The sequence below is a fragment of the Aquiflexum sp. genome (assembly GCF_041751335.1).
Lineage (GTDB): Bacteria > Bacteroidota > Bacteroidia > Cytophagales > Cyclobacteriaceae > Aquiflexum.
Genome location: NZ_JBGSXS010000281.1, coordinates 1 through 26,830 on the forward strand (window position 1 = coordinate 1; position 26,830 = coordinate 26,830).

Annotated in this window: 18 protein-coding genes; 11 read left to right on the top strand and 7 right to left on the bottom strand. The window is 39.0% G+C overall.

The window, feature by feature from the left end; all coding sequences use genetic code 11:
• Both ACEW8U_RS15720 and ACEW8U_RS15725 read left to right on the top strand, forming a co-directional pair.
• The coding region (locus tag ACEW8U_RS15720) for a peptidoglycan-binding protein (RefSeq protein ID WP_373523004.1) at positions 1–696 on the top strand (696 nt) is incomplete at its 5' end.
• Positions 697–816: 120 nt separating this feature from the next.
• The gene (locus tag ACEW8U_RS15725; protein WP_373523005.1) at positions 817–1,203 is read left to right on the top strand and encodes a hypothetical protein; all 387 of its coding nucleotides are present in this window, start codon (positions 817–819) and stop codon (positions 1,201–1,203) included.
• Here the strand turns inward: ACEW8U_RS15725 and uxuA are convergent, their stop codons facing one another.
• The 3 genes from uxuA to uxaC form a co-directional block, all read right to left on the bottom strand.
• Entirely contained in the window at positions 1,204–2,382 is a 1,179-nt protein-coding gene (uxuA, locus tag ACEW8U_RS15730) for a mannonate dehydratase (RefSeq protein ID WP_373523006.1), read from the bottom strand. It lies immediately after the preceding gene.
• A gap of 139 nt (positions 2,383–2,521) precedes the next feature.
• Positions 2,522–3,334: an SDR family oxidoreductase gene (locus ACEW8U_RS15735; RefSeq protein ID WP_373523007.1), complete on the bottom strand. Its 813-nt coding sequence runs from the start codon at positions 3,332–3,334 to the stop codon at positions 2,522–2,524.
• A 71-nt stretch (positions 3,335–3,405) separates the two neighbouring features.
• Positions 3,406–4,839 carry a glucuronate isomerase gene (gene uxaC / locus ACEW8U_RS15740; RefSeq protein ID WP_373523008.1) on the bottom strand — a complete coding sequence of 478 codons (1,434 nt, stop codon included), beginning with the start codon at positions 4,837–4,839 and terminating at the stop codon, positions 3,406–3,408.
• Between the two features lie 191 nt (positions 4,840–5,030).
• Here uxaC and ACEW8U_RS15745 point away from each other — a divergent pair, with 191 nt between their 5' ends.
• A complete protein-coding gene (locus ACEW8U_RS15745; protein ID WP_373523009.1) occupies positions 5,031–6,047 on the top strand; it encodes a LacI family DNA-binding transcriptional regulator in 1,017 nt (338 codons plus the stop codon).
• A gap of 48 nt (positions 6,048–6,095) precedes the next feature.
• Here the strand turns inward: ACEW8U_RS15745 and ACEW8U_RS15750 are convergent, their stop codons facing one another.
• From ACEW8U_RS15750 to ACEW8U_RS15765, 4 genes are all read right to left on the bottom strand, one after another.
• Complete coding sequence (locus ACEW8U_RS15750; protein ID WP_373523010.1) at positions 6,096–7,772, bottom strand: RagB/SusD family nutrient uptake outer membrane protein; 1,677 nt, start codon at positions 7,770–7,772, stop codon at positions 6,096–6,098.
• Between the two features lie 20 nt (positions 7,773–7,792).
• A complete protein-coding gene (locus ACEW8U_RS15755; RefSeq protein WP_373523011.1) occupies positions 7,793–10,813 on the bottom strand; it encodes a SusC/RagA family TonB-linked outer membrane protein in 3,021 nt (1,006 codons plus the stop codon).
• Positions 10,814–11,139: 326 nt separating this feature from the next.
• Positions 11,140–12,489 (bottom strand): Gfo/Idh/MocA family protein, encoded by a 1,350-nt coding sequence (locus ACEW8U_RS15760; RefSeq protein ID WP_373523012.1) that lies wholly within the window; start codon positions 12,487–12,489, stop codon positions 11,140–11,142.
• A 12-nt stretch (positions 12,490–12,501) separates the two neighbouring features.
• On the bottom strand, positions 12,502–13,887 hold the full coding sequence (locus ACEW8U_RS15765) for a DUF1080 domain-containing protein (RefSeq protein WP_373523013.1): 1,386 nt from the start codon (positions 13,885–13,887) through the stop codon (positions 12,502–12,504).
• Positions 13,888–14,271: 384 nt separating this feature from the next.
• Here ACEW8U_RS15765 and ACEW8U_RS15770 point away from each other — a divergent pair, with 384 nt between their 5' ends.
• From ACEW8U_RS15770 to ACEW8U_RS15805, 8 genes are all read left to right on the top strand, one after another.
• Positions 14,272–17,076: a glycoside hydrolase family 2 TIM barrel-domain containing protein gene (locus tag ACEW8U_RS15770; protein WP_373523014.1), complete on the top strand. Its 2,805-nt coding sequence runs from the start codon at positions 14,272–14,274 to the stop codon at positions 17,074–17,076.
• Positions 17,077–17,129: 53 nt separating this feature from the next.
• Positions 17,130–17,738, top strand: coding sequence for an RNA polymerase sigma factor (locus ACEW8U_RS15775; RefSeq protein WP_373523015.1), 609 nt, complete (start codon positions 17,130–17,132; stop codon positions 17,736–17,738).
• Between the two features lie 151 nt (positions 17,739–17,889).
• Positions 17,890–18,933, top strand: a complete 1,044-nt coding sequence (locus ACEW8U_RS15780) for a FecR family protein (RefSeq protein ID WP_373523016.1) — start codon at positions 17,890–17,892, stop codon at positions 18,931–18,933.
• A gap of 109 nt (positions 18,934–19,042) precedes the next feature.
• Positions 19,043–22,435: a TonB-dependent receptor gene (locus ACEW8U_RS15785; RefSeq protein ID WP_373523017.1), complete on the top strand. Its 3,393-nt coding sequence runs from the start codon at positions 19,043–19,045 to the stop codon at positions 22,433–22,435.
• 11 nt (positions 22,436–22,446) lie between these two features.
• Entirely contained in the window at positions 22,447–23,811 is a 1,365-nt protein-coding gene (locus ACEW8U_RS15790; RefSeq protein WP_373523018.1) for a RagB/SusD family nutrient uptake outer membrane protein, read from the top strand.
• Between the two features lie 68 nt (positions 23,812–23,879).
• Positions 23,880–24,806, top strand: a complete 927-nt coding sequence (locus ACEW8U_RS15795; protein ID WP_373523019.1) for a hypothetical protein — start codon at positions 23,880–23,882, stop codon at positions 24,804–24,806.
• 3 nt (positions 24,807–24,809) lie between these two features.
• Positions 24,810–25,685, top strand: a complete 876-nt coding sequence (locus ACEW8U_RS15800) for a hypothetical protein (RefSeq protein ID WP_373523020.1) — start codon at positions 24,810–24,812, stop codon at positions 25,683–25,685.
• 120 nt (positions 25,686–25,805) lie between these two features.
• Entirely contained in the window at positions 25,806–26,825 is a 1,020-nt protein-coding gene (locus tag ACEW8U_RS15805; protein WP_373523021.1) for a CapA family protein, read from the top strand.
• Positions 26,826–26,830: the final 5 nt, after the last annotated feature.

The following is a 26,830-nucleotide window of genomic DNA, read 5'->3' on the forward strand; positions in this document are numbered from 1 at the left end:
CAATTTGCCCAATTGGACATGGAAGATATATTAGAGCAGGAAGATTTTTTGCCAAAAAAAGATGCCTATGAGGAGGAGGGTTTTAATACATCAGAAGACTCGATAGATCATTTTTTCCTATATGAAAACTCCTATCCTGACAAAGACGCTTATGATGAGGAAGTTTTAGATCATTCAGAAGGCTTGATGGATCACTTTCACCTATTTGAAAACTCATACACTGACAAGGATGCCTATGAGGAAGAGTTTTTTGATTCAAAAATTTTAGGTAGTGAAATTGGTTTTTCATTTGAAAATCCCTTTGTAGATGGGTTTTCTTACGAAAATTTCGAAAGGTTTAATCCGGAATTTAACCTTAAAAAAGCAATCTTACGAAATAGAGATTTCATAAATAAACTGCATTTGACGAATTACCTCACTTATATAAATGACTTTCTTTTACCTTATTCCGAATTGGACAATTCAAGCCTTGGCGATGAAGCTTTTGCCGAGGCTCTTTCCAAGTGGCAACAGGAAAACGGACTTGAAGCTGATGGGATTTTAGGCCCGAAAACCTGGCAAAAGTTGCGGCCAAAATTGAATATCCCAATTTCTATAGTAGAGACTCCTCCCATATCCCCATCTATTTCTGACGCGTTTGAATTCAATAAATGGCATGCCTCCCAAATCCTTAACATCATGAATGGTGGCTTTTAGGGAACAGCCTTTAATTCTAAAAAGCAGCTGGAAGATATTGTACAAGGAAAAAAAGTTTTCCAAGTTAATTCAAAAAGCGCTATTATACCTGTCCTTCCAATTATATCCCATATTACAGAAATGGCCAAAAAAAATAGATACGGGAATATCATTATTGGGAGTTTTGTTAGAAAAATCGGGACAAACGGAAAATGCACGGGACATTGTGCCGGAAAAAGCATTGATATCAATTATAAAAATGGTGGTTTTAATACAACCGGATCGCTTGAAATGGTAATCAATATTTTTGATTATTTGATGTCTCTGCCTCTCCAATATAGAAAACGTATGTTTTTCGGACTACCATTTCAAGGTGGGTTTTTCAAAAATAGGGCTTTACCAAAATTCAAATCAGCCCCAGTCTCCTATTTGCAAGACCCAAGACTGAGGGAAATGATTCCTCATCTTGGAGGTGTTTTTCCCGATAATGATAACCATTTGCATATTCAGGTTGACTGGCTGAAATGATTAGATCATCCCCGCCCAAACCAACCCCGCTTCCACACCCCTGATTTCTGCCAATCCCTTCAATCTGCCAATAGCAGTATAGCCCGGATTCACAATTGGTTTGACAATGTCATCCAACATCTGATGTCCGTGGTCGGGACGCATAGGAATTGAAATTTGTCTTTCTTGCTGGACTTTCAGTATTTCATGGATAACAGCCTCCATAGGAACATCTCCGGTCAAATGGTCATCTTCGTAGAAATTGCCTTCCGAATCTCTTCTGGTGGCTCGGAGGTGGATAAAATGGATATGATCTCCAAATTCTTTTACCATGTTGGGAAGGTTATTGTCAGCTCTGACTCCATAGGAACCCGTACAGAAAGTAAAGCCATTATTCGGGCTTGGATTATCTGAAACCAGTCTTTTCATGTCATTGGCAGTACTCATCACCCTTGGCAATCCAAAAACATCAAAAGGGGGATCATCAGGATGAATGGCCATTCTTACTCCATGTTTTTCAGCCACAGGAAGGATTTCATCCAAAAATAATCTCAGATGAGTTTCTAATTCCTTATGTCCAATACCATTGTAGGTATCTAATGCCGCTTGGAACTGTTCCATTGTATAACCTTCTTCCGAGCCGGGCAGTCCCTTTAGAATATTGTCTTGAACTCTTTTCAACTCCTGCTCTGGGGCATTTTCAAAAAACTCCTTGGCCCTTTGAATTTCTGCAGGAGTATATTCATTTTCTGCATCTTTTCTTTTGAGCATAAATAGGTCAAAAGCCACCACTTCCTTTTTTTCAAACCGGAGTGCTTTGGCTCCATTGGGCAAGTTCCAGGCGAGTGCTGTCCTGGTCCAATCCAATATCGGCATAAAATTATAGCAGATGATATGTATGCCTTCAGAGGCTAGATTTTCAATGGTATGTTTATAATTGCTAATCAATTCAGCAAAATTCCCTGATCTTGTTTTGATCTTTTCATGTACAGGCACAGATTCCACTACAGACCAAGTCAGCCCCGTAGCTTCAATGATATCCTTTCTTTTCTTTATTTCTTCACGCGTCCATATATTCCCATTGGGAATATGGTGCAGGGCAGATACGATGCCGGTGGCGCCTGCCTGCCTGATGTCTGATAAACTTACTGGGTCTTTGGGACCATACCAGCGCATGGTCTGTTCCATTTTATAGGTCATTTTTTTTTGAGATGTGAGACGTGAGACATGAGATATGAGATTATAGAAACAAGAAAAAAGAAACAAGACTATCGAAAATTAACACATTAACCAATAACTTCTTACGTCTTGAGTCTTATGTCTTACGTCTAATGTCTTTTTAAACTCCCGAATTAGCTGAAAACCCGCCATCAACCGGGATAATGATTCCTGTTACGAATCTTGAGGCATCAGAGCAGAGCCATTGCAAAGTACCGAGAAGGTCTTTTGGATCGCCAAATCTTGCCATAGGGGTATGTTCGATAATTTTACTTCCCCTTTGGGTCAAACTACCATCAGATTCTGTAAGTAAAGCGCGGTTCTGTTCTGTAAGAAAAAATCCAGGGGCTATGGCATTCACCCTGAATTGGGGACCATGTTTTTGATTGAATTCAACTGCTAGCCATTTAGTCAAATTGTCTATGGCTGCTTTTGCCGACGAATAGCCAACCACTCTTGTCATTGGCCTGCTTGCCGCCATAGAGGAGATATTGATAATGTTTCCGGAATTATTGGAAAGCATTAAAGGGAAAAATTTTTGGATAGGGATTAAAGTGCCCTGATAATTAAGGTCCATTACTTTTTTGACAGCATCAGCGGAAAGATCTCCCAAAGTCTGATCAGGTCTAACTAAGGCCTCTGGCATGTTTCCTCCGGCCAGATTGATTAATACATCTACTGTTTTGTATCTATCTTTGATTTTTTGTGCCACCAATTCTACTTGATTTTCTTTGGTGACATCAGCCAAAAATCCATCAGCTTTTCCCCCTTCTTTTCTTAAATCTTCGATAAGCTTTTCAACTTTCGAAGGTGTCCTTCCAATAATGATGACCTGAGCACCTTCTTTGGCCAAGTGCCTTGCCATGCTTTCGCCCAATACACCGGTGGCTCCTGTAATAATGATTTTTTTATTTTTTACTGAGAATAATTTCATGACTTAAGATTTAAATTAAAATTCACTTGCTGAATTTAATTCAACATATGCTAAAAATGAACTAAAACCAGCTATTTATTGGGGAATTGGAAAAAATCCTTGGCATTGTTGTAGCATATATCCTGAATGATTTTCCCGATCCATTTTTCATCATGAGGGAGTTCACCGTTTTGCATGTCTTTACCAAAAAGATCACACAATATTCTTCTGAAATATTCGTGCCTTGGAAATGAAAGGAAACTTCGACTATCAGTCAACATGCCAACAAAACAGGAAATCAGTCCCATATTTGAAAGTGTATTCATCTGTGCTTTCATACCGACTTTTTGGTCCAAAAACCACCACCCTGATCCGAATTGGATTTTTCCTTTGATGCTCCCATCATTGAAATTTCCGGTCATGGTCGCTATTACTTCATTGTCACTGGGATTTAGGTTATAAATGACAGTCTTGGTCAATTGATCAGTTTTGTCCAATTCATTGAGGAAGCCCGATAGGGAAGATGCCTGACTGAAATCACCAATAGAATCAAATCCTGTATCAGCCCCAAGTTGCCTGAACATCCTGCTGTTATTGTTTCTCAATGCACCCAGATGAAACTGTTGTGTCCAGCCTTTGGCATGGTACATTTTACACAACTCCTGTAAAGTTTTGAATTTAAAAAAAGCAACCTCCTTATCGGAGGGGATTTTTCCTTCCAATACACTTTTGAATATTTTGTGCTTGTCAAAAGGACTATTATTGAAATGGTAGAGATTTTCAAGTCCATGGTCTGACAATCGCCCTCCGTTTTCATGGAAAAAGTTAACTCTGTTTTGAAGGGCTAAAAGTAAATCATCATAATTATGAATGTTGATCCCTGAAGCTTCTTCTAGTTTACTGAGGTATATCCGATATTCATTTGGAGAATGAATAGTGTAGGATTTATCAGGCCGAAAAGCTGGAAACATTTTTAGAGAAGTACCTGAGTTTCTAAAATTCCGGTGATGTTCTAGGGAATCAGTTGGATCATCTGTTGTACAGACTACCTCAACGTTCATTTTCGACAACAAGCTTTGTGAACTGAAATCATCACTCACTACTTTTTCATTTGTGATTTTATAGATCTCCATCGCATTGTTTTGGTCCAATAATTGGTGGATTTCAAAATATCGTTGCAGTTCTAACTGGGTCCAATGGTATAGGGGATTTCTTAAAGTATAGGGAACTGTGTAAGACCATTTTTCAAATTTCTCCCAATCATTGGAATCTCCGGTAATGAATTTTTCGTCAATACCCAAAGTCCGCATGGCACGCCATTTATAATGATCACCTTTAAGCCATATTTCAGTAATATTGTCGAAGACCTTGTTATTAGAAATTTGTTCCGGTGATAAATGATTGTGATAATCTATGATAGGCTGGTTTTTGGCATATTCATGATACAGTATTTTGGAAAATTCGTTGGAGAGTAAAAAGTCCTCTGTGATATAAGTTTGAATACTGCGCTTGGGTAGAATATCCATGGTTAATTTAGGTTTGTTTTGATGTAATTTAAGGAAACAGTACAAAGAAAAGCAAGTCAATCCTAAGAATCAGTGCAATCGATTTCGCACCATTTAATATATCGGATGATTTCAAAGTTCTAAACAATAAATTTGATTTTTGAATAATCTGGTTTAAAATTAGTTTCTTGTTTACAAATGGAATAATGGGCATGTCAGAGGTCAATATCAAATATCTAGCGGAAAAACTTGGTCTAGCACCATCAACAGTGTCTAGGGCTTTAAATGACAGTTATGAAATCAGTCAACCCACTAAAGATCGAGTTGTTGCTTTAGCCAAAGCATTGAATTATCAACCCAATCCATTTGCAAGAAGTCTAAGGGAGCAAAAAAGCAAAACCATTGCAGTGATTATTCCTGAAAGGATCAATAATTATTTTAGTCAGGTGATTGATGGGATTGAGGAAATTACCCAAGAATTTGGATATCATTTGTTGGTCTACAGTACCCATGAAAAAATAGAGACAGAAAGAAAAATCATTTCCTATCTCCTCAATGGTAGGGTAGATGCCATAGTCATGTCGGTATCAAGTCAAACCAAAAATATTGATCACTTAGAGACTGTATACAATAAAGGAGTTCCGATTATATTTTTTGATAGAATTTGCAAAGAAATTCCAACCACCAAGTTCATTACAAATGATTATGAAAATGGATTGAAAGCGACTAACCTACTGATTGAAAAAGGATGTAAAAAAATTTACTTTTTGCTATTGTCCAAGGAAATTTCAATTGGTAAGGAAAGATTAAGAGGGTATTTAGAGGCGATGAAAGATTCATCTCTTCCATTTGAAGAGAGTTGGGTAATACAATGCTCTCAAAAAGAAGAGGATAACATCAGCCTGATTTCAGCATTTCTGTATGGATTGGACAGGCCTGATGGCATTGTAGCCTCAGTTGAGAAATTGGCTATTGCCACCTATTACGCAGCAAGGGAAACCAAATTACAAATGCCTAAGGACTTTAAAATGATCAGTTTTTCAAATATGCGGATTGCCGGTTTACTTCAACCAACTTTGACAACCATATCCCAGCCTGCATTGAAGTTAGGAATGGAATGTGCCCAAATGCTGATGAAGAAACTGACCAAGCCCAATCAGCCACCTTTGGAAGATAAGATAATTATTTTGCCTTCACAGATCAGTTTAAGGGAATCCACAGGTAAATAAAAAAGACCTCCCAAATGAGAGGTCTTTTCCTTCAATTAGTGGTTTAGACTAATATCCCGGGTTTTGAGGGAAACTTGCTTCACCACCTAAAACCCTATCAATTTGATTTTGTGGAATAGGTCTAAGTACATGATAATCTTGGATATTGGCAGACCCATCAGGGTTATGGAGTCTGACCCTTTCGAGCAACAATCCCCATCTTTTGAGGTCAAACCACCGCATCTGTTCTCCCAATAATTCCCTTGCTCTTTCTTCAACAAAAAACTCAAGATTGATATCAGCTGCATTCACTTCCATGGTTGACTCTTTACCTGGAAATGCAGCCCTTCTCCTGACATTGTTAACAAAAGTAGCTGCTTCAGCATTTTTCCCTTGTCTAAAGAGTGCTTCGCCCAACATCAGGTAAGTATCAGCCAATCTGAAAGCGATATAATCCCTTCCACCTTCAAATTGAGTCAAGTCAACTCTTCCGGGGTCAAGAAACTTATTCAAAGCGGGATAAAGCTTATCGGTGTAAAGACTGGGGGTAAGCACCTGATATGGCCTCGTGGCCCTTTCGGCGGCCGGCATCTCAAATCCTGGCAGAAAAATAGCAGTGTCTCCAGCCGTAAAGGTTACACTGGGTTTGGAAAGGTCAAAGGAGGTATTATAGGTGCCTGGTCTGTTGCTTCTAAATAGATGGACGAATGATTTATCGTATCGGGCATCATTTTCTCTGTCGGCAAATACCACATTTAATGTATAATCGGTAGGTCTATACCGTTTGAACGGTCTACCGTTCTGGGTATCTCTCCTCATTCCCGGTTGATTATCATATTCCATTAGGAAAAATACGTGGCCATTATTTCCCCCACCATTTGTCAAGGGGTCCCTGGTATATTGAACTGCAAAGATCACTTCGTTATTGATTTCATTTCCGAAACCATGTACATCTTTAAAGTCAGGTAAAAGGATAAAACCATAATCACTGATGACTTTTTTCAATAAAACTTCCGCCTTGCTGTAATCATCTCCTGCCTGGGCAGTCGAAGTGGCTTTGGTCAAATAGACTTTTCCAAGAAGATGCTCTGCTGCTGGCCGGGTTGCACGTCCGTAATCATTGGACCTCATCATAGCGGGTAAGTCTGGAATAGCTTCCGTCAAATCTCTGACAATGGCTTCATATACCTGCACTTCTGATGCTCTTGTGATTTCAGTTGTTGGTACTAAAGTTTCGGTCAACCTGAGGTCCACACCTCCGAACAATTGTACAAGGATAAAATAATAGTGGGCGCGGAGAAATTTGACTTCGGCCAATCGGGTATTTTTGGTGGCCTCGGGAATACCGGTCACATTAGGAGCCCTCTCTATCAATGCATTGCAGGTATTGATACCACTATAGGCTTCATCCCACACCTCTCTTGCGTGACCGTTTCTGGAATCAAATTGATTGGTATATTCATTCATGAATTTCCAACTTCCATCTGAACCCTGTCTATAGGTATCAGTACCAAATACGGTAAAATTATTGCCTCTTTCCGTACCGTACCACATTCTCAAGGTACTGTAGGCTGCATTGACACCATCATTGAAGCCGCCTGATGTATTCATATAGTCATTTCCAATCCTGGAAATGACATCTTCCTCTAATATTGCCTGGCAGGAAGCCAAGATCATTACCACTGACATCAACAGACCTTTCAGAATCCGTGAAGCGTCTTTATAAATCATTTGTATTGTTTTCATAACTATATTTTTTGATAATATCAGAACCTTACATTAAGACCAAGTGTGTATGTAGTAATGGCAGGGGCCACATTGGCGCTCACGCTTCCTCCTTCTACGCCCTGTTCTCCGTCGATAAATGTTTCAGGATCAATTCCCTTGAACCGAGACCTGTATTCTGAAAATATAAATGGTTGCTGTATGCTGGAATAAATCCTGAGGCTCTGCAGTTTCATTTTGGTAGCCAATGGTGCAGGAAGGGTGTATCCAAAATTGATGTTCCGAATCTTAACAAATGAGCCGTCAAAATAAGACATTGAAGAAGCATATTTAGGACTTTCCTGATTCTGATTTGGTCTTGGGAAATCATTGGTAGGGTTATTTGGTGTCCAATAATCAATAGCCAGGTTGTTATATCTTCCAAAGAGAGAATTATTAGAATCATGGAAGCGGCTTCTCACCATCTGACCTATCCTTGCGAATATGAAAAAGGAAAAGTCAAAGGCTTTGTATTTGAACCTATTTGTCAGACCCGCAATAAAATCGGGCACTGCCGTACCTAATATTTGTCGGTCCTCGGCATTGATTCTTCCGTCCCCGTTGAAGTCATCAATTTTGATCTCTCCGACTCTATCACCAAACGATTGGGCGACATCAGCTTCACTGGTCTGCCAAATGCCAACTTTTTTCAAGTCATAGAATACAGTAATCGGCTGCCCGATAAATCTCGCAGCTGCAATGTCATCCACTTTGCCACCCGCAAGACTGATTATCTGCTCCCGGTTGGTGTTGAATATCAGGTCTGTTGACCATCTAAAATTTGCCCTGTCCATGTTAATGGAAGTCACGGTCAATTCAAATCCTGTATTTTGGGTTTCCCCGATATTGGTAGTAAAACCACCAAATCCTGTTGAGTTGGGAAGTGGCTGAGGAGCCAATAGGCTGCTGGTACGGGTATCATATACTTCTATGGAACCGTTCAACCTACCCTTAATCAAACCAAAATCCAGACCCACATTGAAAGTCGCAGAAGACTCCCATCTGAGATCAGGGTTCCCTATTGTGTTGGGTCTAAAGCCAAAGGCGGGTGTATTTCCAAATGCATAAACGGTTCTGCCCAATAAAGGCTGAGTTTGGTAAGGGTCGATACCTTGGTTACCAATAGAACCGTAACTTACCCTCAATTTCAACAGGTCAATGTTCGAATTGGCCATAAAAGGTTCATTTGTGATATTCCATGCAAATGCTACAGAAGGGAAATAACCCCATTTGGTATTGGAACCAAAACGGGAAGAACCATCGGCCCTAAGAGTTGCTGTGAGCAAGTATTTGTCCATGTAGCCATAGTTTATTCTGCCCATGTAGGATAGAAGTCCCCATTCTATCAGGTCAGTATTGGCACCTGTGATCTGACTGGCGTCTCCCAACCGGTGGTACAACTGGCTTGGCGCCGGAATCCCCAATACCGAGATATTGGTCCTTTCTGACCTGTCTTGCTGAATGGCCTGAAGGGCAGTTACGTTCAGCCTGTGTTTTTCGCCAAACACTTTCTCATAGGTCAGAAAATTTTCCAGTGTATAGTTGAAATCCCATCTTTCATTGACGCTTCCCGTTGGAGGGGCACCTCTTCGGGAATTGGTCTGAGAACCAGTAAATCTGCCAGCTCTCTGGAAACTGAAATCCGGTCCGAAGTTGGTTCTAAAAGTCAGATTCTTATGCAGTTTAATGCTCGCATAAATACTATTGAACATCCTGTAACGGCTAATTTCGTCAAGTTGGGCGCCTGGAACAATTTCGGCAAAAGGATTCGTTCTCAGTCCGTCGTTTGTAGGAAGAAATATTAGATTGCCATCATCGTCGAATGGTTTACCGAGGGGGTTTTCCTGCATTGCTCCGCCGATTGGGTTAAAAAACTCCCCATTTCTGAGACTATTGACCAAAAGGGTAGAGGTTCCAATGGTTATTCTATCCGTAATTTTATGATCGAGATTAATTCTGAACGTATACCTCGAGAAATCCTGATTTTTCACAACCCCGGTTTCATTGAAGTAGTTACCGGAAATGAAAAAAGTAGTTTTGTCACTTCCTCCCTGAACCCCGACCTGATAATTTTGGATAACTCCAGTTCTGAGCAAAGCTCCCACATAGTCAGTGGTTCTTCCTAAAGCAATACCTTCTAACTCAACAGGCTCAAATAATGCTGCATCCGCTTCTGGTGTAGCTGGGCCTGCAGGATAGTTTCCTGTAGCTCTTCTGGATTCTCTTTTATACTCCGCAAATTGTGGCCCATCAAAAACCTCAATTCTTCCCAAAGATTCGTTTATTCCAGTAAACATATCAAAAGAAACAATTGTCTTTCCGACTTTTCCTCTATTGGTGGTTATCAGTACTACACCATTTGCACCTCTAGAACCGTAGATGGCAGTGGATGAGGCATCTTTCAGGATTTCCATTGAAGTGATGTCCTGAGGATTGATATCATCGATATTCCCAGCTATGGGTATACCATCCACTACATAGAGTGGATCATTCCCAGCACTGAACGAACGACGGCCTCTAATCCTTACCTGTGGGCCTGCTCCAGGTTTACTTCCTGCAATAGTTACATCCACACCGGCAGCACGACCTTGCAAAGCTTGTCTCGCATTGGAAATGGGGAGTTCCTGAATTTCTTTTGCACCGACGGATGAAATCGCACCTGTCAATTGGCTCTTCTTTTGTGTACCGTAACCAACCACGATGACCTCTTCAAGATCCGACAAATCTACCTTAAGAGAAACATTGATGATACTTTGATTGCCGACAGGTATCTCTGCAGCTGTAAAGCCTATAAAGGAAAACACAAGGGTTCCATTGTCAGGTACTGATAAACTGTAGTTACCATCCAAGTCGGTCGTAGTGCCGACGGTGGTTCCTTTTACAATGACAGTTGTTCCTGGAATCGGTTCATTCGATTCATCAGTCACCTGTCCTCGTACTACTCTTGACTGACCATATACATTGATGGACAGTGCAAACAGGAACAAAATTATCCCTGATTTTAAGTAAAACTTCTGTTTCATGATAGATTGGGTTATAGTTATTAGTGAAAGAAAATAAATGCATGTGTTAATTATGTTCATATTGATCCCCTTTTGGAAAGCTTAAAAGGGATCGCGTAGAAATGGGTAGATTCCAACCCAATTGAAATAAATTTAATGGTAATGCGGAGAAGAAAAATAAGGTTATTATTTAAGTTACGGAATCGATTGCGAAAAATATTATAATTGGGATTTTAATACTAAAAGCAATCCTTCAAAATTTTATATAATATTTTAAAAGAATTAAAACAAAAAAAAGCCTTCGAGATTTAATCCCAAAGGCCATTTAAATTCAATTATTGAATGTTTTATATTTTTGGCTCCCAACCTTTTTCATACGCTTTCGACCATAATTCCATTCCTTTTCTGTTATAAATATGACCATTGTCCGGATTACAGTCAAAGTTCTGGCCTATACGATAAGAGATATTGGCCAAGTGGCAAAGTAAGGTACTCACAGCTCCATCATCAATGGTGGAATTCTGTTTTTCCTTTCCCCGGATCGCAGCAAAGAAATTGCTCACATGGGTAGTGGTAGTGTCACCACCTCCGCCAAGGTTGGTACTTCCTTCTACGCTTTTGGTCTTGGTTTCTCTGACAAGCTTTCCGGCACGGTCATATAACCTGTAAAGGCTTCTATTGATAATGACCGAACCTTCAGTTCCATAAATGATTGTGCCCCGATCCATACCATAGGTATTGTGCCCATTCCTACTTTTTCCATCCCACTGAATAGTTTTGTCATCTTCAAATTTGAAGGTAGCCAACATGGTATCATACATGGTCCAACCGTCATCTACAAAATGGTATTTGCCAGCATCGACATTGACATGTTTTGGATATTCTACCTGAAGTGCCCAACGGGCAACATCGAGTTCATGGGTTGCATTGTTCCCTGTCTCAGCAGTGCCATAATCCCAATCATACCAATGCCAATTGTAATCCCAAGTATTGTGCGTATACTTTCTTCTTGGGGCAGGACCTTGAAAAAGCTCCCAATCCAATCCTGTGGGTGGGGCTGCTTCCTTGGCAACAGGGACTTCACCCCTTTGGTTGATATAAAATGCAGTAGCCAAGTAAGCTTTTCCGATCACGCCATTATGGATCTGATTGATGATTTCTATGGTGTGGTCAGATGATCGCTGTTGGTTCCCCATTTGGATCACCTTTCCAAATTTCTTTTTGTATTCCAATAGAATTTCACCTTCGCGAGGGGTGTGGCTACAAGGCTTTTCGACATACACATGCTTGCCATTTTCCACTGCCATCCAAGTTCCAGGCGCATGCCAATGGTCAGGGGTGGCATTGATCAGCACATCGATTTCTTTGTCTTCAATTACCTTAAGGATACTGTTTTCCAATTTTGGCTTGTAATCAATATGTTTGGAGAAATTAATAAGAGCCTTTCCCCTTTGAGATTCCATGACATCACATAAGGTTGCCAATCTCACGTTGTTGTTAGGGTCAGCAATAGGTGCATAAAATGCTCCCAATCTTCTACCTAAACCAGCAATTGCAACATTCATCCTATCATTGGCGCCGATTATATTGCCATAACTTTTTGCTGAAAAACCCATCGCTCCCAAGGAAGAAAGCCCGACAGTAGCCAAGGTGGATTTTTTCAGAAACTCGCGTCTGTTGTTTTTATCATTATTCATGGTTATCCGGGTTTAATTCAGTTTTTTGATTTTGATATTTTTGAAATGGACTTCATCTCCATGATCCTGAAGCAATATATGTCCTTCGGGGGCTTCACCAAAATTCTCCCAGATTTTATATTTACTGATGGCTACAAGGTCTCGGTATTCCTGTGAACCTCTGACGAATTCCAATACTTTCACGCCATTGAGATAGTGTTCCACTTTGTTATCGGGATAAACCACAACACGACCCTTGTTCCATTCACCCGGCCCTTTGACGAATCGGGGCTGTTTATCTGCTTTTTTGAGGTCATAGAGGGAAGCTAAAGTCCTATTACCTTCTATCCCCATTTTGGCATCAGGATGCCTTTCATCATCCAGAATTTGGTATTCCAAGCCAATAGCCGACCCATTATTTCCTTCACTTAATGTCACAAAATACTTCACCCCACTATTGGCGCCTTCAGTCATTTTGAAATCAAATGCGAGGTCAAATGCACTGAACTTTTCAACAGAAACAATATCACCAAAATTACTGGACTCACCACCATCTGCTTTTTCAACCATTAAAATACCATCTTTGATATGCCAACCTCTTTCCGGAAAAGTCTCTTTATAAGCACCTTTCCAGCCATCGGAGTTTTGGCCGTTGAACAATAGTTCCCAACCCTTTTCTTTTTCAAAACCAGTCAGTTCATTCAATCCGGTATTGACCACAAAAATGTCGTCCTGAAATGGGGTAGGAGTTAAATTCTCCGTTTGAACTCTGACATTTCTAAAGTAAGTCTTATTTCCTTCATCTTCAGGATTTTCAATACTATGCACCTGCAATCCAATAAAACCTTTGGAATCCATATCATCCACGACGTAGGCAACCTCCTGACCGTTAATCCGGGTTTTGATTTCTTTTCCAATGGCTTCAATACGGTAAGTATTCCATTCACCCATTTTAAATGCCGCTTTAGCTTTGGGATTTAAATCCAAGGGATATAACCAACCTCTTCTGGCTTCATCATATAATCCGCCTGACCAAGCACGGGCAGTAGGGTCTGCTTCTATCTGATAACCAAAAACCAAACCTTGCCCATCTCTTTTGGTTGGATCAAACTGACCTCTGACCATAATTCCTGAGTTGCTGGAAAGGTCCTCAATTTTTAGATCGAGTTCTAGGATGAAATCTGTGTACTCCTTTTCAGTAATCAAAAAAGTATTCGGTGTATTGGCTTTTGCATAGCCTATGATTTCCGAATCCTTGACTTCAAAAGGCGCAGCGCCTGCAACTGATTTCCATCCTTCCAGATTTTCACCATTGAATATATTATTCCATTCTGAAGATGTATTCCCCGAGTTGGGAGATTCGCAAGATAAGATGCCAATACATCCGAGCATCATTAGTAGCAATACTGACTTTTTCATATTTTGGGTTAATTTAATATTTGTCAAGTTCCACATTAAGTCTATGTAATTCAAGCAACCTGTCCTGCTGATTACGCAAACGATTTCGAGAGTAAGGTCCTTTTATAATTTTAATAATTGAATTTAAGGACTATCTTAGAATGTATGTAGTCGAAAGTGATAAGTGGAATATATAATTTCTCCTAAATGGTTATCTGCTTCTTTGCCAATAACCTAATATTTTTCTTTAAACAGGATGGATCCCGATAGCTATCGGGACGAAGGCAGATGTCCGATGTACCGGACTTTCAGTTTCCTGGTGAGAATAATATGGAATTACTATTTTACTGACATCAATGAGTGTAACATATTGCCTTATAAAGCTATAAACCTAAAATAATCAGAATGGACCCAATTAACCATAAAAATATCATAGCATCTATTTTTCTGATTTTTTCAATACAAACCTACAGTTTGGCTCAGACAGATTATCAAAGAATTTACCTTTCCGGTAAGGATGTCTCAGCAACAGTCGATTGGGATTTCATGGTTTCTGATAGCCGGGAAGCCGAAACTTGGAGTAGACTCCCTGTCCCCTCAAATTGGGAACTGCATGGCTTCGGCACTTATAATTACGGACACGATCATAAAAACCCTGATAGGGTTTTGGGTACGGAAACCGGATTTTACAAACATACCTTTGACGTGCCTTCAGATTGGAGAGGAAAAGTCATCAATATTGTTTTTGAAGGTGCAATGACAGATACCAAAGTGAAAATTAATGGAAAATCTGTGGGAGAAATGCATCAGGGAGGTTTTTATAGATTCAGCCATGAGATCTCCAAATTGGTAAATTATGGAAGAAGTAATGTTCTTGAAGTAGAAGTTAACAAGCATTCTGCCAATGCTTCAGTGAACAGGGCCGAAAGAGAAGCGGATTTCTGGATTTTTGGAGGGATTTTTAGACCGGTTTATTTGGAGGTTTTGCCACCTTTACATTATACAAGACTTGCCATAGATGCCAAATCTGATGGTACTTTTAACAGTTTAATCAAAATCAATAACCCACCCAAAAACGCCAAAGTTAAAATTGAGATCAAGAAAAAAGGTTCGGAAATAGTAATAGGGACCATTGAATCAGCAGATATAAGCGAGGATTCTTGGCTTTCAGGAAAAATTGAAGGTATCAAAACATGGAACCCTGAACACCCTCATCTATATGAGGCATCTTTTATCTTGATGGAAAATGAAAGGGCAGTATTTCAAAAGAAAGAGACCTTTGGATTTAGGACAGTTGAACTGAGGGAACAGGATGGTTTTTATGTCAATGGGAAAAGAGTCGTCTTCAAGGGAGTAAATAGGCATTCATTTCATCCGAATACAGGAAGGGCCTTGAGTGAAGCCAATCATTTGGAAGATATCTTATTGATGAAAGAGATGAACATGAATGCGGTTCGGATGTCACATTATCCTCCTGATGAGCGATTTTTGGACCTTTGCGATTCCCTTGGTTTGTTTGTTTTGGATGAAGTAGCAGGTTGGCAGCAAGGTTATGATACCGAAGTCGGGCCGAAAGTCATCAAAGCCACCGTCCTGAAAGATGCCAACCACCCATCTGTAGTGATATGGGACCATGGCAATGAAGGGGGTTGGGATTTTGAAAATGAGAAATGGTTTCATGAATACGATTTCCAAAAACGGCCTATCATCTACCCTTGGTTGATCAGGAACGGCATGGATACCTTCCACTATTTTAAATATAATGCAGGTGTACAACGACTGACTCTTGGTCAGGTCCCTTTTATGCCTACAGAGTTTATGCACGGCCTTTATGACGGAGGTCTTGGGGCAGGATTGGATGATTATTGGCATGCGTTTAAAAGAAACCCTGTTTATTCCGGTGGTTTTCTTTGGGTGTTTGCAGATGAAGCTGTAGTTAGGACAGATAGAAACGGAGAATTGGATGCTGATGGTAACCATGCACCTGATGGTATTCTGGGACCTTACAAAGAAAAAGAGGGGAGTTTTTATACCATTAAGGAAATATGGTCACCCATACAAGTACAGCCATTCAGCCTCAACTCCAAATTCAACGGGGAGATTTTGATAGAAAACGATTATATCTATTCCTCCTTAGGTGCTTGCAAATTGGAATGGAAACTTTTTTCTATCAATGGTTTGGAGAATCAAAGTGAAGACCAAAAAAATGTAATCAACCTTCCTGATATTCTTCCCGGTGAAACAAAAAGAATTGACCTCGGATTGCCTGATGATTTTCATTTCTCAGATTTTCTCTCATTAAGTGCCTATGATTGGAATGATAAGGAACTGTATACATGGAGTTGGGCAATTCAAAGTCCGTTGGAATTTATATCAAGGGAATTGCTTGAACCTCATTCAGCTGACCTAAATATGGTTCAAATGATTGAAGAGAATGGTAAATTGGAAATTGAGGCAGGGGAGATGTCCTATTCTTTTGACCTTGCAAATGGATTTCTGACCAAGGTCCAAAAAGGATCAGACCTGTTTTCATTTACTAATGGGCCAATAGTGGAAGGGATGGATCCCAAAGTGGAAAAAGTATTTTGGGAAATGGACGAAGAGGGAAGTATTCAGGTGATAATAGCTTATTCAGCCTATCCAAAAAAAGCCGTCTGGACAGTACATAGTTCCGGACTTTTATCTTTTGAATCTAATGGACCCGCCTTCTATGGCGGAGAAATTGACTATTTGGGTGTTTCATTTTCTTATCCTGAAGAAAAAGTCAAAGGAGTGAAATGGCTAGGGGATGGCCCATATAGGGTTTGGAAAAACAGGTTAAAAGGTGTTGAATTTGGCTTGTGGGAAAAAGCTTACAATAATACGATGACAGGATATAGTTATGAAAACTTGATCTATCCCGAATTCAAAGGCTACCATGCCAACCTATATGCCATGGAACTGCAAACAGAGGAAGGGAATATCCATATATATTCCGGTACACCCGGTTTGTTCTTCAAACTGTACAATCCAGAAAATCCACCACAGGCCACGCCTGGAGTAATCCCAAAAATGCCAAAGGGCGATATTTCATTTCTCCATCAGATTTCGCCTATCGGCAATAAATTCGGTGGACCCGAGACAATGGGACCAAGTGGTGAAAAAGCCAGTGGAGTCAGTCACCCCGGAGAAACGCCTTTTGGTATAAAACTGTGGTTTGATTTTAAATGAGAAAATGAATGTGTTCCTAAAACAAAAGAATGTAAATACTATTTATAATTAAAATGGATATTAATACAATAAATGATTTTGAATTGATTGAATTGATCTCAAAAGGAAATCATAAAGCTTTTGATATTCTATACAATAAATATTCAGATGTACTTTTCAGATATGGCAAAAAACTGACCCAAAATCAGTCATTGATAGAAGATTGTATTCATGAATCGTTTTTAAAAATTTGGGATAACAGGGAAAGGATAAAAATAGAATATTCCTTGAAATTCTATTTACTGAAGATTTTTAAAAGAGAAGTAATTAAGGAAGTTTCTAAAAATAAAAATTCCGTTTCATTGGAAAGCGAAGCCTTTAATTATCAATGGGAACAGTCATTTTTGGAAATTCTTACGGAAAATCAGATCATGTTGGAATCAAATGAGAATATAAAAATGGCTGTCAATCTGCTTTCTGACAGACAGCGTGAGGCTGTTTTTTTGAAATACATCGAGGGACTTTCTTATGAAGAGGTATCTAAATTAATGGATATCCAAGTCAATTCTCTTTACAACCTCGTCTCCAAGGCATTGAAAATCATGTATCAGTTTCTTCTGAAAAAACAAAATACTGCTCAATCAATTTGGATCTCTATAGTTTTTTGGAAAATCAACGATTGAATTTTTTTTAATGTATTTGAGGTTTTATTTTAAAATTTATAATAATCATTTTATTTTGTTATCAATACTTTAAATATTTACTTTATTTCATTTTTTGAAGTGAGAATTATTGTTTCTATTTCTCTTTTATATATAAACAAACAAACATTCCGTGAACCAGATTGAGGAATTGATAAATTTGCTTGAGGATAAATCCTTTAAAGACATGGTCTTCCAGGATCAAAAAGATGCTGGTTGGGAAAATTGGCTTGAGAAAAATCAGGATAAGAAAAATGTATATTTAATTGCAAAGAAGATTTTAAAGGAGTTAAATCCCAATGAGGATGAATGGACCCAAGATAGAAAGGCAGAACTTCTAAAAAGACTTCAGGTTGAAATAAAGTCTAGATATCAATATTCCCAAACAAAGAATTATTTTACTAAAAAAAATAAATACACCTTTGCTCCTGTCTTTGCGATTTTAATCATTGTTTTTGGGCTAGCTTTTTTGGTTAGGGATTTTTCGTGGTATAATAAAATTTCTTCTCAATTAGACAGGGATATTCCTACCTTTCAATACATTTCAAAAGTCAGTCCGCCAGGCCAAAAGACAAGAATAATTCTTCCTGATGGATCTAATGTTTTTCTTAATTCAGATTCAGAGCTTACATATTCAGAAGATTTTGCCATCAACAACCGGAACTTGTATTTGAACGGAGAAGCTTTTTTTGAAGTAGCTCCGGATTCTGTTCTTCCCTTCAGGGTAAATACTGGAAACCTAACCACAGAAGCTCTTGGAACCTCATTTAATATCAGAAGTTATGGTGAATCTAATACCAAGATTCAATTGGCTTCGGGAATGATTTCTGTTTCCAATGAAGATAAACTCCAGGAAAAATTAATCTTGGTTCCAGGTCAGGAAGTTTTTACAGATTCATCAAAAGAAATATGGTTAAGGGATTTTAATATCAATGAAGCTTTTAAGTGGAAAGATGGAATTCTGGCATTTAGTAATGCGACACTGGAGGAAGTTCGGGGAGAATTGGAGAGATGGTATGGGGTTAAGATTTATATCACTGGTTTTCCCAAGAAAAATATTTTGGTAAATGCCGAATTCCACAAGGATTATCTGTCAAATGTTCTGAATTCTCTGGGCTTTACATTTGGCTTTGAATATGAAATTGATCAAAAAGAAATAAAGATAAAATTTAAATAATATGCCTATGAAAAGATAAAAGCATTGAAAAAAGGAAACCAGCTAAGTTTCTCAGGCCTCTCTGATTTCCTTGAATGTCCTATTGATTAACAATAAAACAACCAAAATTATGAAAAAAACATTACACCTACTGTGTATGATAGGAAAATACTATATGTATGGATTCTTTCTACAATTGTTGTGCATTAATTTGCTACTAGCTTCAAACGGTAACGCCCAAAATAGATTTGATCTTAAAGAGGTTAATTTCAACCTTGAATTTCAGAATAAATCGCTAGGAGAAGTTTTTGAAGTATTGTCAAAAAACAGTGAATTCTATTTTATTTATGATAGGGAAAACATATCCAAAACTAAATCTGTCAACCTTCAAATCAAAAATGAAAGCTTAGAATCAATTCTATATTCTTTGGCAGCATCCCATAATCTTTCTTTCAGGCAAGTGAACGAAAGGATTTCAGTTAAACAAAACAAATCGAAGCCAAAACAAGAAGAAGCAATAATTCAGCTGATCAATATCAGTGGTCGGGTAATTGATGAATCCGGGAATCCCTTACCTGGGGCAACTATTCTTGTCAAAGGTTCTATAAGTGGGGTGGTGACTGATATTGATGGCAGGTTTGCTGTTGATGCGCCTGAAGGAGCGGTATTACAAATATCATTCATCGGATTCGAAACCAAAATCCTTACAATTGATAACCGGAATTTTTATGAGATAATATTGGTAGAAGACTCCTCTTCTTTATCAGAAGTTGTTGTTGTTGGATTTGGCACTCAGAACAAAAGGGATGTAACAGGTGCTATTTCATCGGTGAGGCAAGTGGATGTAAGGGAAATTGCAGTTTCGAGTCCTGAAGCATTGTTGCAGGGAAAAGCTCCGGGAGTGCAGATTGTCCAAAATTCAGGTACACCCGGAGGGGAAGTTTTTGTAAGGGTAAGGGGCACGGCCTCCCTTCTTGGTGAATCCAGGCCATTATATGTTATAGATGGGGTTCCCCTCAATGCCAGTACAGGTGTTGCTTCTGGAGGTCAAAGACTGTCACCATTGGCGGATATCAATCCAAATGATATTGAATCAATGGAAATTTTGAAAGATGCGGCTGCTACGGCTATTTATGGGTCCAGAGGGTCCAATGGTGTAATTTTGATCACAACCAAAAGAGGAAAAGCAGGGGAGGCTAAAATCAGTTTTGATGCATATACGGGAGTACAAAACGTCTGGAGAAAATTAGATCTCTTAAATGGTTCTCAATTTGTTGATTTATTGTCAGATGCCTTGAATAATAGAAATCCAAACCTTATCAACAACCCTCCATTTAATGAAATTGAAAATACCGGAGTAAATACCAATTACCAGGATGAGATTTTCCGACCAGCTCGAATAGAAAATTACGCCTTATCTATTTCAGGTGGAAATGAAAAAATCAACACTTTTGTCTCATTTGGTTATTTCAGACAGGAGGGAACCATTGTTGCTCAGGACTTCAAAAGATTTTCTTTAAGATATAATATAGATTACCAAGCCACTAAAAACCTTAAAATCGGAACATCTACCACTTTAAGTAATACCCTGCAGGATAGAATCGAAACAGGGTTCAGTGGAAGATCAGTTTTAGCACAGGCACTTATCAGAAATCCAAATTTACCGGTATTCGACCAGGATGGCTCATATTCAATCGATCCATTAGGAACAGAAAATCCCGTTATGCTGGCCAACGAGGTTACGTTTAATGGGAACCAACGTAGGATAGTGACCAATGTTTATGGTGAATTTACTCTGACTAAAGGCTTGGTTTTCAGGAGTATTTTTGGTGTAGATTACAATGATGACAGACAGAATTTATTCGTTCCCAGTATTGTAGTTGGTACGCAAGGGAATGCGCAGGCTAATGCATTTATGCTTGACGAACAAACGCTCATCAATGACAATACATTGGTTTACACGAAGCAGTTTAGTGGGGGGCATAATTTCACAGGACTTATAGGATTTGGCACCCAACAATCCAACCTTAATTTTTTAAGTGCCGGAGGGGTCGGTGCAGGATCTGATATCATTAAAACGATCGGTGCGATTTCCACTCCCAATATTCCAAATCAGAATATTACCGGCTGGGGATTGATTTCCTATTTTGGAAGGTTCAATTATTCATACAAAGAACGCTATTTGGCAGAAGGAACAGTTAGGGTTGATGGTTCATCTAGGTTTGGTTCAAATAAAAGGTATGGGACCTTTCCAGGACTTTCATTAGGATGGCGATTATCGGAGGAAGAATTCCTAAAAAACTCTTCATTTGTCTCTGATTTGAAGTTGAGGTTTGGTGTCGGAGTTACCGGGAATCAAGATGGCATTTCCAATTTTGCATCAAGGGCTTTGTATAATCCGGGTTCAAATTATGATGGAAATCCAGGAATCGCCCAACAAAATATTCCCAATCAGGATTTAGGCTGGGAATCCACTACTACCACTAATTTTGGTTTGGATTTCTCTATTCTAAACGGAAGGGTGTCCGTCATTGCAGATGCTTATAATAAAGTGACCAATGACCTTTTATTCCCATTTCAACTACCTTGGACATCGGGATTTTCCAGTATAGGTCTTGCAAATATAGGGAAAATGGAAAACAGAGGATTGGAACTGGCCCTTTCTGCAAATATCCTTACAGGTCAATTTAAATGGGTTACTGATTTTAATATTTCCTTTAATAGGGTGAAAATCCTTGAGCTTCCTGAGAACGGCTCGCAAGGTTCTGATTTTATTTTCAAACTTCCTGATGCATTTGGAGCTGAAGGTCCTTATGGCCTTTACCGGGTTGGCCAGCCTGTAGGTACATTTATCGGGTATGTTTATGATGGTGTTTACCCAACTGATGAATCAGTACCTGGCCTTCTTTTTAACAGAGGTTTACGTGGCGGAGACGCCAGGTTTATTGACCTGAATGATGATGGGGTTTTTGACAGAACCAATGATAGGACAATAATCGGTAATGCCCTTCCGCAGCATATTGGTGGATTCACAAACAATTTTTCCTACAAAAACTTTGCACTCAACATCCTGTTCAACTGGTCTTATGGCAATGACATTTACAACATGACCAATGCGGTGCTTACCTCTATGTCCGAGGAATACAATCAGACAACCGCAACTTTGCAGAGATGGAGAAATCAAGGTGATGTTACGCAGATGCCAAGAGCCTTGTATGCCACTTCTTCTGTAGCAGGAAATGCACCAAACGATGCATCTTCCAGGTTTTTGGAAAATGGAAGTTTTTTGAGGATGAGAAATATAACTTTCTCCTACACTTTCCCTACAAGCCTGACAGAAAGACTTAAAATAGGATCGGCGAGAATTTATGTAGCAGGTCAGAATTTATGGACCTGGACCAATTACACAGGTTTTGATCCCGAGAATCAGAATTTGGGAACCGGAGTACCAATCTTAGGGGTAGATTATCTTAATCAACCACAACCTAGGGTATATATGGTAGGTATCAATCTTGGAATTTAATCAACAAAGACATGAAAAAGCTAATCATAATCATATTAATATTTTCTTCTGTAAGTGCTTGTAATGTATTGGATATACAGCCTGTGAGTCAGATACTTTCTGACAATTTCTATACGACAGGCAGCAATGCAGAAGCTGCTTTAATGAGTATCTATAACAGATTACATTTCTCAGTGGCTGATAACCTGATTTCAGCACCTTCGGTAATGTCTGACGAGGCTATTATGACTAGGGGAGGAAATTTCACCAGGCATCATAACTTTGAACCCACTCCTGTTCAAGGTAATGTGGGTAATGTCTGGCAGGATTATTATCAATTGATCCAAAGGGCCAATGATCTTATTGTCAATGTTCCAATTATTGAAGATCCTGCATTTAACAACAGAAATCAGATTCTTGGTGAAGCTATTTTTTTAAGGGGACTGGCACATTTTATTTTAACCAGGCTTTTTGGTGATATCCCAATTGTAATTTCACCGAGTACCTCAGGGAATCAAGATTTTCAGATCCCAAAAAATCCACAATCGGAAGTATTCGAGCAGATTATTGCTGATTTCCAGGAAGCTGAAGAACTGCTATCATCCAGCCACCCTAATAGGGCAAGAGTTGCCAAAGGCACTGCAAAGGGGTACCTCGTAAAATTATATACCTATAGAAATGGTCCTGGTGATAGAGAAGCAGCATTGGTAAAAATCAACGAAATCCTTTCAGACGGCCAATATTCACTTGTTCCGGGAGAAAATTATGAATCCATTTTCAGGGTTGGCCAACAAAATTCTTCTGAGACTTTATTGGAAATGTCCTACAGGCCAAATACAGGTATTACCGGCCATCAGTTGGAACAGGAAACAGTTCCTTACCCTAACAATATTCCTAGGGTTATACCTACTCAAAAACTGATAGATGCTTATAACGAAAATCCGGATGATTTACGCTATGCGGTTAGCCTTGCTTTTCATAACAACATTCATTATACAAGAAAGTATGAAAGGAATGATGTCAATGAAGCTACTAGGTTACCTCAGGCCACCAATATCATCTTTTTGAGGTTATCTGATTTGATTTTGTTGAAAGCTGAAATTTTGAATGAGCAAGGCAATGTAGGCCAAGCATTGGAAGATTTGAATTTAATCCGGCAAAGGGCCGGAATTCCAAGCTATTCTGGATTGACCCAACAGGAATTGAGGTTGGCAATTGAAAAAGAGAGAATGTTGGAGCTATCGCTTGAAGGACACAGGTGGCATGATTTGGTAAGAACCAACAGGGCCTTGGAATTATGTGCCCCCAGGTTGACTGATCCTGCAAGAATTCTGTGGCCGATACCTGCCAGAGACCTTGATGTGAATCCGAACCTTTCCCAAAACCCAAGTTATTAATTAACATAAAGTCCTTTCCTGCTCGATTAATCCCAAAACAGGAAAGGACTTTTCTAACCCTCACTCTTATGTCTGAATTGATTTCCCATGCTGCATTTTTTAATGATGTAGCCAAAATGGTCCCCATTCGAAAAAACTTCCATGCATACATAACCAATGCAATCAGGAAGTATCCTGATCATGCTTTTTATGCAAGTGCTTCAAGGGGCAATCATTTATACGCTGTACCCTTGTTGGAAAAAGCAAAAACGCAGGAAAAAGACAAATCCAAAGAACAAGAGAACTTAAAGATGGTTTCCGCTGCTTTGGGTTGGAATATCCATAGGGCAATTGACTTGGTGACCAAACCTCATTCTATCAAGAGAACAGGGACCATTCCGCCAGGACCTAGTTTCTCTGCGGATGAAGGCGAAATCTACCAGGATGCCATTACCTACAATCATGTTCTGGAAAATGGTAAACTGGAAACTATTTTTAAAACGATTGATTTCAACGAATATATTCTTTCAGACAGGTTTAATGATCATCCAACCGGGAAATATTTTAGAATTGAAGACCTGGAATTACTGATAAGTGGCACAGTCACTTCGGAAATGTATGGAATCCAGCACAGCAATAAAAAGGTCAAAAATGCTGAAGAAGCTGAAAAAACCTTCCATTCGGGTTTCCAGAAATACTCCGAACAATTTAAAACCTACGTGAATGCCTATCATTTTCCTGACCCTGAAAAGATCGATTTTTACATTCGGAGGATAAACTTTTTCAACACAGATGATCATTTGATCAGATTAGCAAAGAAGTCCCAAAAAGAAGAAGTTCAAGAAGCTGAATTAGACAAAGCCTTAATTGAAGCACAAGATCAATCTATATATGCCCAAGGCATAGCGAAAGCATTGTACTTTATCCAAAGTTCAGATAGGTTTTTGAAGAATGAGATTTCTAAGGACGAAATTTATGATGCACTTGAAAATTTTCACCCACCATTTAGAATTTGAATTATGAACAGAAGATCATTTATACAATATTCATCTATGGCAGCATTGGGCAGCTATATACCATTTGAAGGTTTTGCATTTCAATACGACCAAGAAGAATTGGAAAAGATTTTTCCTTCATTGACTTTAAGTTTCTGTATGATGCAGGTACAGAAGGTTTTGACTTTCAGTGATACGCAAAGACCTGATATAGAAAGAATCTTAAGGCCAAATATTAATGGCAAATCTTCCGGAAATGCATTTATGGCAGGAAAGTTCGGATTGGCTACCGGTGAAGACATACAAAGTCAACTAACTAATGCCTATCAGAGTTTTGTCAGCAATAAAAGATCCGAGGAGAACCGTGAATTCTTGGCTTATTGTCTGGGAAATCTTACTGCATACACCATTTTAGAAACATTTAAAAGAAATGATTCACTTCAGTTTTTCACCGATCCACAAAAAGCAACTGAACTCGATGCAATGACAGTAAATCATTTTTACTTAAAAAATTCAGATTTAAGTGAGTTAAATGAAATCGAAATTGAACAACTATTCCAAACTTTGGGAACAAGGACCATTATTAAATATCATACCTTAAAAGCAACAGAGGGTATGCCTATGGAATGGATAGAAGGAATGATAAATGTCAATACAAAGTTGTCCGAACATTTCAAAATGGTTGCAAAGGCATTAAAAAATCCCAATAAGAATTCAACCCCAAAAAAAATATTCAATCCACAGGATAAATTTCTCTTAGACTTATCACCAACAAAAAACAGTATTTCTATAAATGATGATCTGATAGGGGAGTTTATTGGAGTACCTACCATGTTCTGCATGATAAGTAAAGGCATTATAAATGCAACCAAAACTATCCTTGATTTTAAATTCAACTGATTCGAAATGGAGGTAAAGAACTTAAAGTTATCTTTCATTTGTCTGTTCATTTTTTGTATATCCTGGATCATAAACTTTGTTAGTGCTCAATCTATTACCGGAACTCAATCCATCTTCTTAATGGGAGACAACAACATCCAAAACAGAGAGAAACCGGAAGAAGCTTATCAATTTCTTCTAACTACCCTTCGGAAAGCCGACTTTATTTTCATGAACTTGGAAGGTCCTTTTGCAAAAGGATGGAATCCAGATGGAGGTCCGGATATTCCCCATAAGAATTGGTCCCATTCATCAGCTGATCAAGTAAAGGCAATATCGGCAGCAGGTATTGACGCGGTAGGAGTAGCTAATAATGTGACCTACCCTTGGCAGGCATTTGTAAGAAGTAAGGAAGTACTTGACAGTGTCGGGGTTCCTTTTACAGGAGGGGGGATGAATTTGGAATCTGCAAGAAAACCTGTGATATTGGAAAAAGCCGGTCTGAAGGTTGGTTTTATCCAATATGCAGCAACCATCTTTCCAGTCAACCATGCCGCAACTTTGGACCAGCCAGGAATAAATGGTATCAAAATCCATACTGCCTACCAGCCTCCTCTACAATTGGACAAACCGGGACAACCTCCAATAGTCAAAACTTGGGTAGATGAAAAGGAACTGGAGTTACTGAAAGAAAACATCAGGATAATGAAATCCCAAGTAGATATCGTTGTTGCTTCCTGTCATTGGGGTGTCTCAGATACCTATGATCCTATTGAATACCAATATGAACTTGCTCATGCCATGGTAGATGCGGGCGCAGATGTGGTTTTCGGACATGGTCCCCACCGATATCAGGAAGTAGAAGTTTACCATGGAACTCCAATATTTTATAGTTTGGGACAAGGTGTTTTTGATGACAAATGGAATGACCGATACCTTAGGTATAAAGAAGGATTGATGGTAAAGCTTGCCATTCAGAACAAAAATATTAAAGGGGCATCCTTGCTGCCCTTATGGAGAGAGGATGATAATTTTTTGAGAATTTATGATCCAAGTTCGGGCAAAGGCGAAGAACTTTATAAATATCTCCTTAAGGTGTGCAGGGATAAATCCATTATTGAAGTAAAAAATAAAGAAATTGTAGTTAAATTGTTGAATTAGAACAT

What these genes read in the sequence shown, in the direction of transcription:
- uxuA (WP_373523006.1), bottom strand. Translation starts at nt 2,382, where the DNA reads ATGACCTATAAAATGGAACAGACCATGCGCTGGTATGGTCCCAAAGAC.
- ACEW8U_RS15725 (WP_373523005.1), top strand. Translation starts at nt 817, where the DNA reads ATGGCCAAAAAAAATAGATACGGGAATATCATTATTGGGAGTTTTGTT.
- uxaC (WP_373523008.1), bottom strand. Translation starts at nt 4,839, where the DNA reads ATGGATATTCTACCCAAGCGCAGTATTCAAACTTATATCACAGAGGAC.
- ACEW8U_RS15770 (WP_373523014.1), top strand. Translation starts at nt 14,272, where the DNA reads ATGGACCCAATTAACCATAAAAATATCATAGCATCTATTTTTCTGATT.
- ACEW8U_RS15750 (WP_373523010.1), bottom strand. Translation starts at nt 7,772, where the DNA reads ATGAAAACAATACAAATGATTTATAAAGACGCTTCACGGATTCTGAAA.
- ACEW8U_RS15805 (WP_373523021.1), top strand. Translation starts at nt 25,806, where the DNA reads ATGGGAGACAACAACATCCAAAACAGAGAGAAACCGGAAGAAGCTTAT.
- ACEW8U_RS15790 (WP_373523018.1), top strand. Translation starts at nt 22,447, where the DNA reads ATGAAAAAGCTAATCATAATCATATTAATATTTTCTTCTGTAAGTGCT.
- ACEW8U_RS15765 (WP_373523013.1), bottom strand. Translation starts at nt 13,887, where the DNA reads ATGAAAAAGTCAGTATTGCTACTAATGATGCTCGGATGTATTGGCATC.
- ACEW8U_RS15785 (WP_373523017.1), top strand. Translation starts at nt 19,043, where the DNA reads ATGAAAAAAACATTACACCTACTGTGTATGATAGGAAAATACTATATG.
- ACEW8U_RS15755 (WP_373523011.1), bottom strand. Translation starts at nt 10,813, where the DNA reads ATGAAACAGAAGTTTTACTTAAAATCAGGGATAATTTTGTTCCTGTTT.
- ACEW8U_RS15775 (WP_373523015.1), top strand. Translation starts at nt 17,130, where the DNA reads ATGGATATTAATACAATAAATGATTTTGAATTGATTGAATTGATCTCA.
- ACEW8U_RS15795 (WP_373523019.1), top strand. Translation starts at nt 23,880, where the DNA reads ATGTCTGAATTGATTTCCCATGCTGCATTTTTTAATGATGTAGCCAAA.
- ACEW8U_RS15735 (WP_373523007.1), bottom strand. Translation starts at nt 3,334, where the DNA reads ATGAAATTATTCTCAGTAAAAAATAAAAAAATCATTATTACAGGAGCC.
- ACEW8U_RS15800 (WP_373523020.1), top strand. Translation starts at nt 24,810, where the DNA reads ATGAACAGAAGATCATTTATACAATATTCATCTATGGCAGCATTGGGC.
- ACEW8U_RS15745 (WP_373523009.1), top strand. Translation starts at nt 5,031, where the DNA reads ATGTCAGAGGTCAATATCAAATATCTAGCGGAAAAACTTGGTCTAGCA.
- ACEW8U_RS15760 (WP_373523012.1), bottom strand. Translation starts at nt 12,489, where the DNA reads ATGAATAATGATAAAAACAACAGACGCGAGTTTCTGAAAAAATCCACC.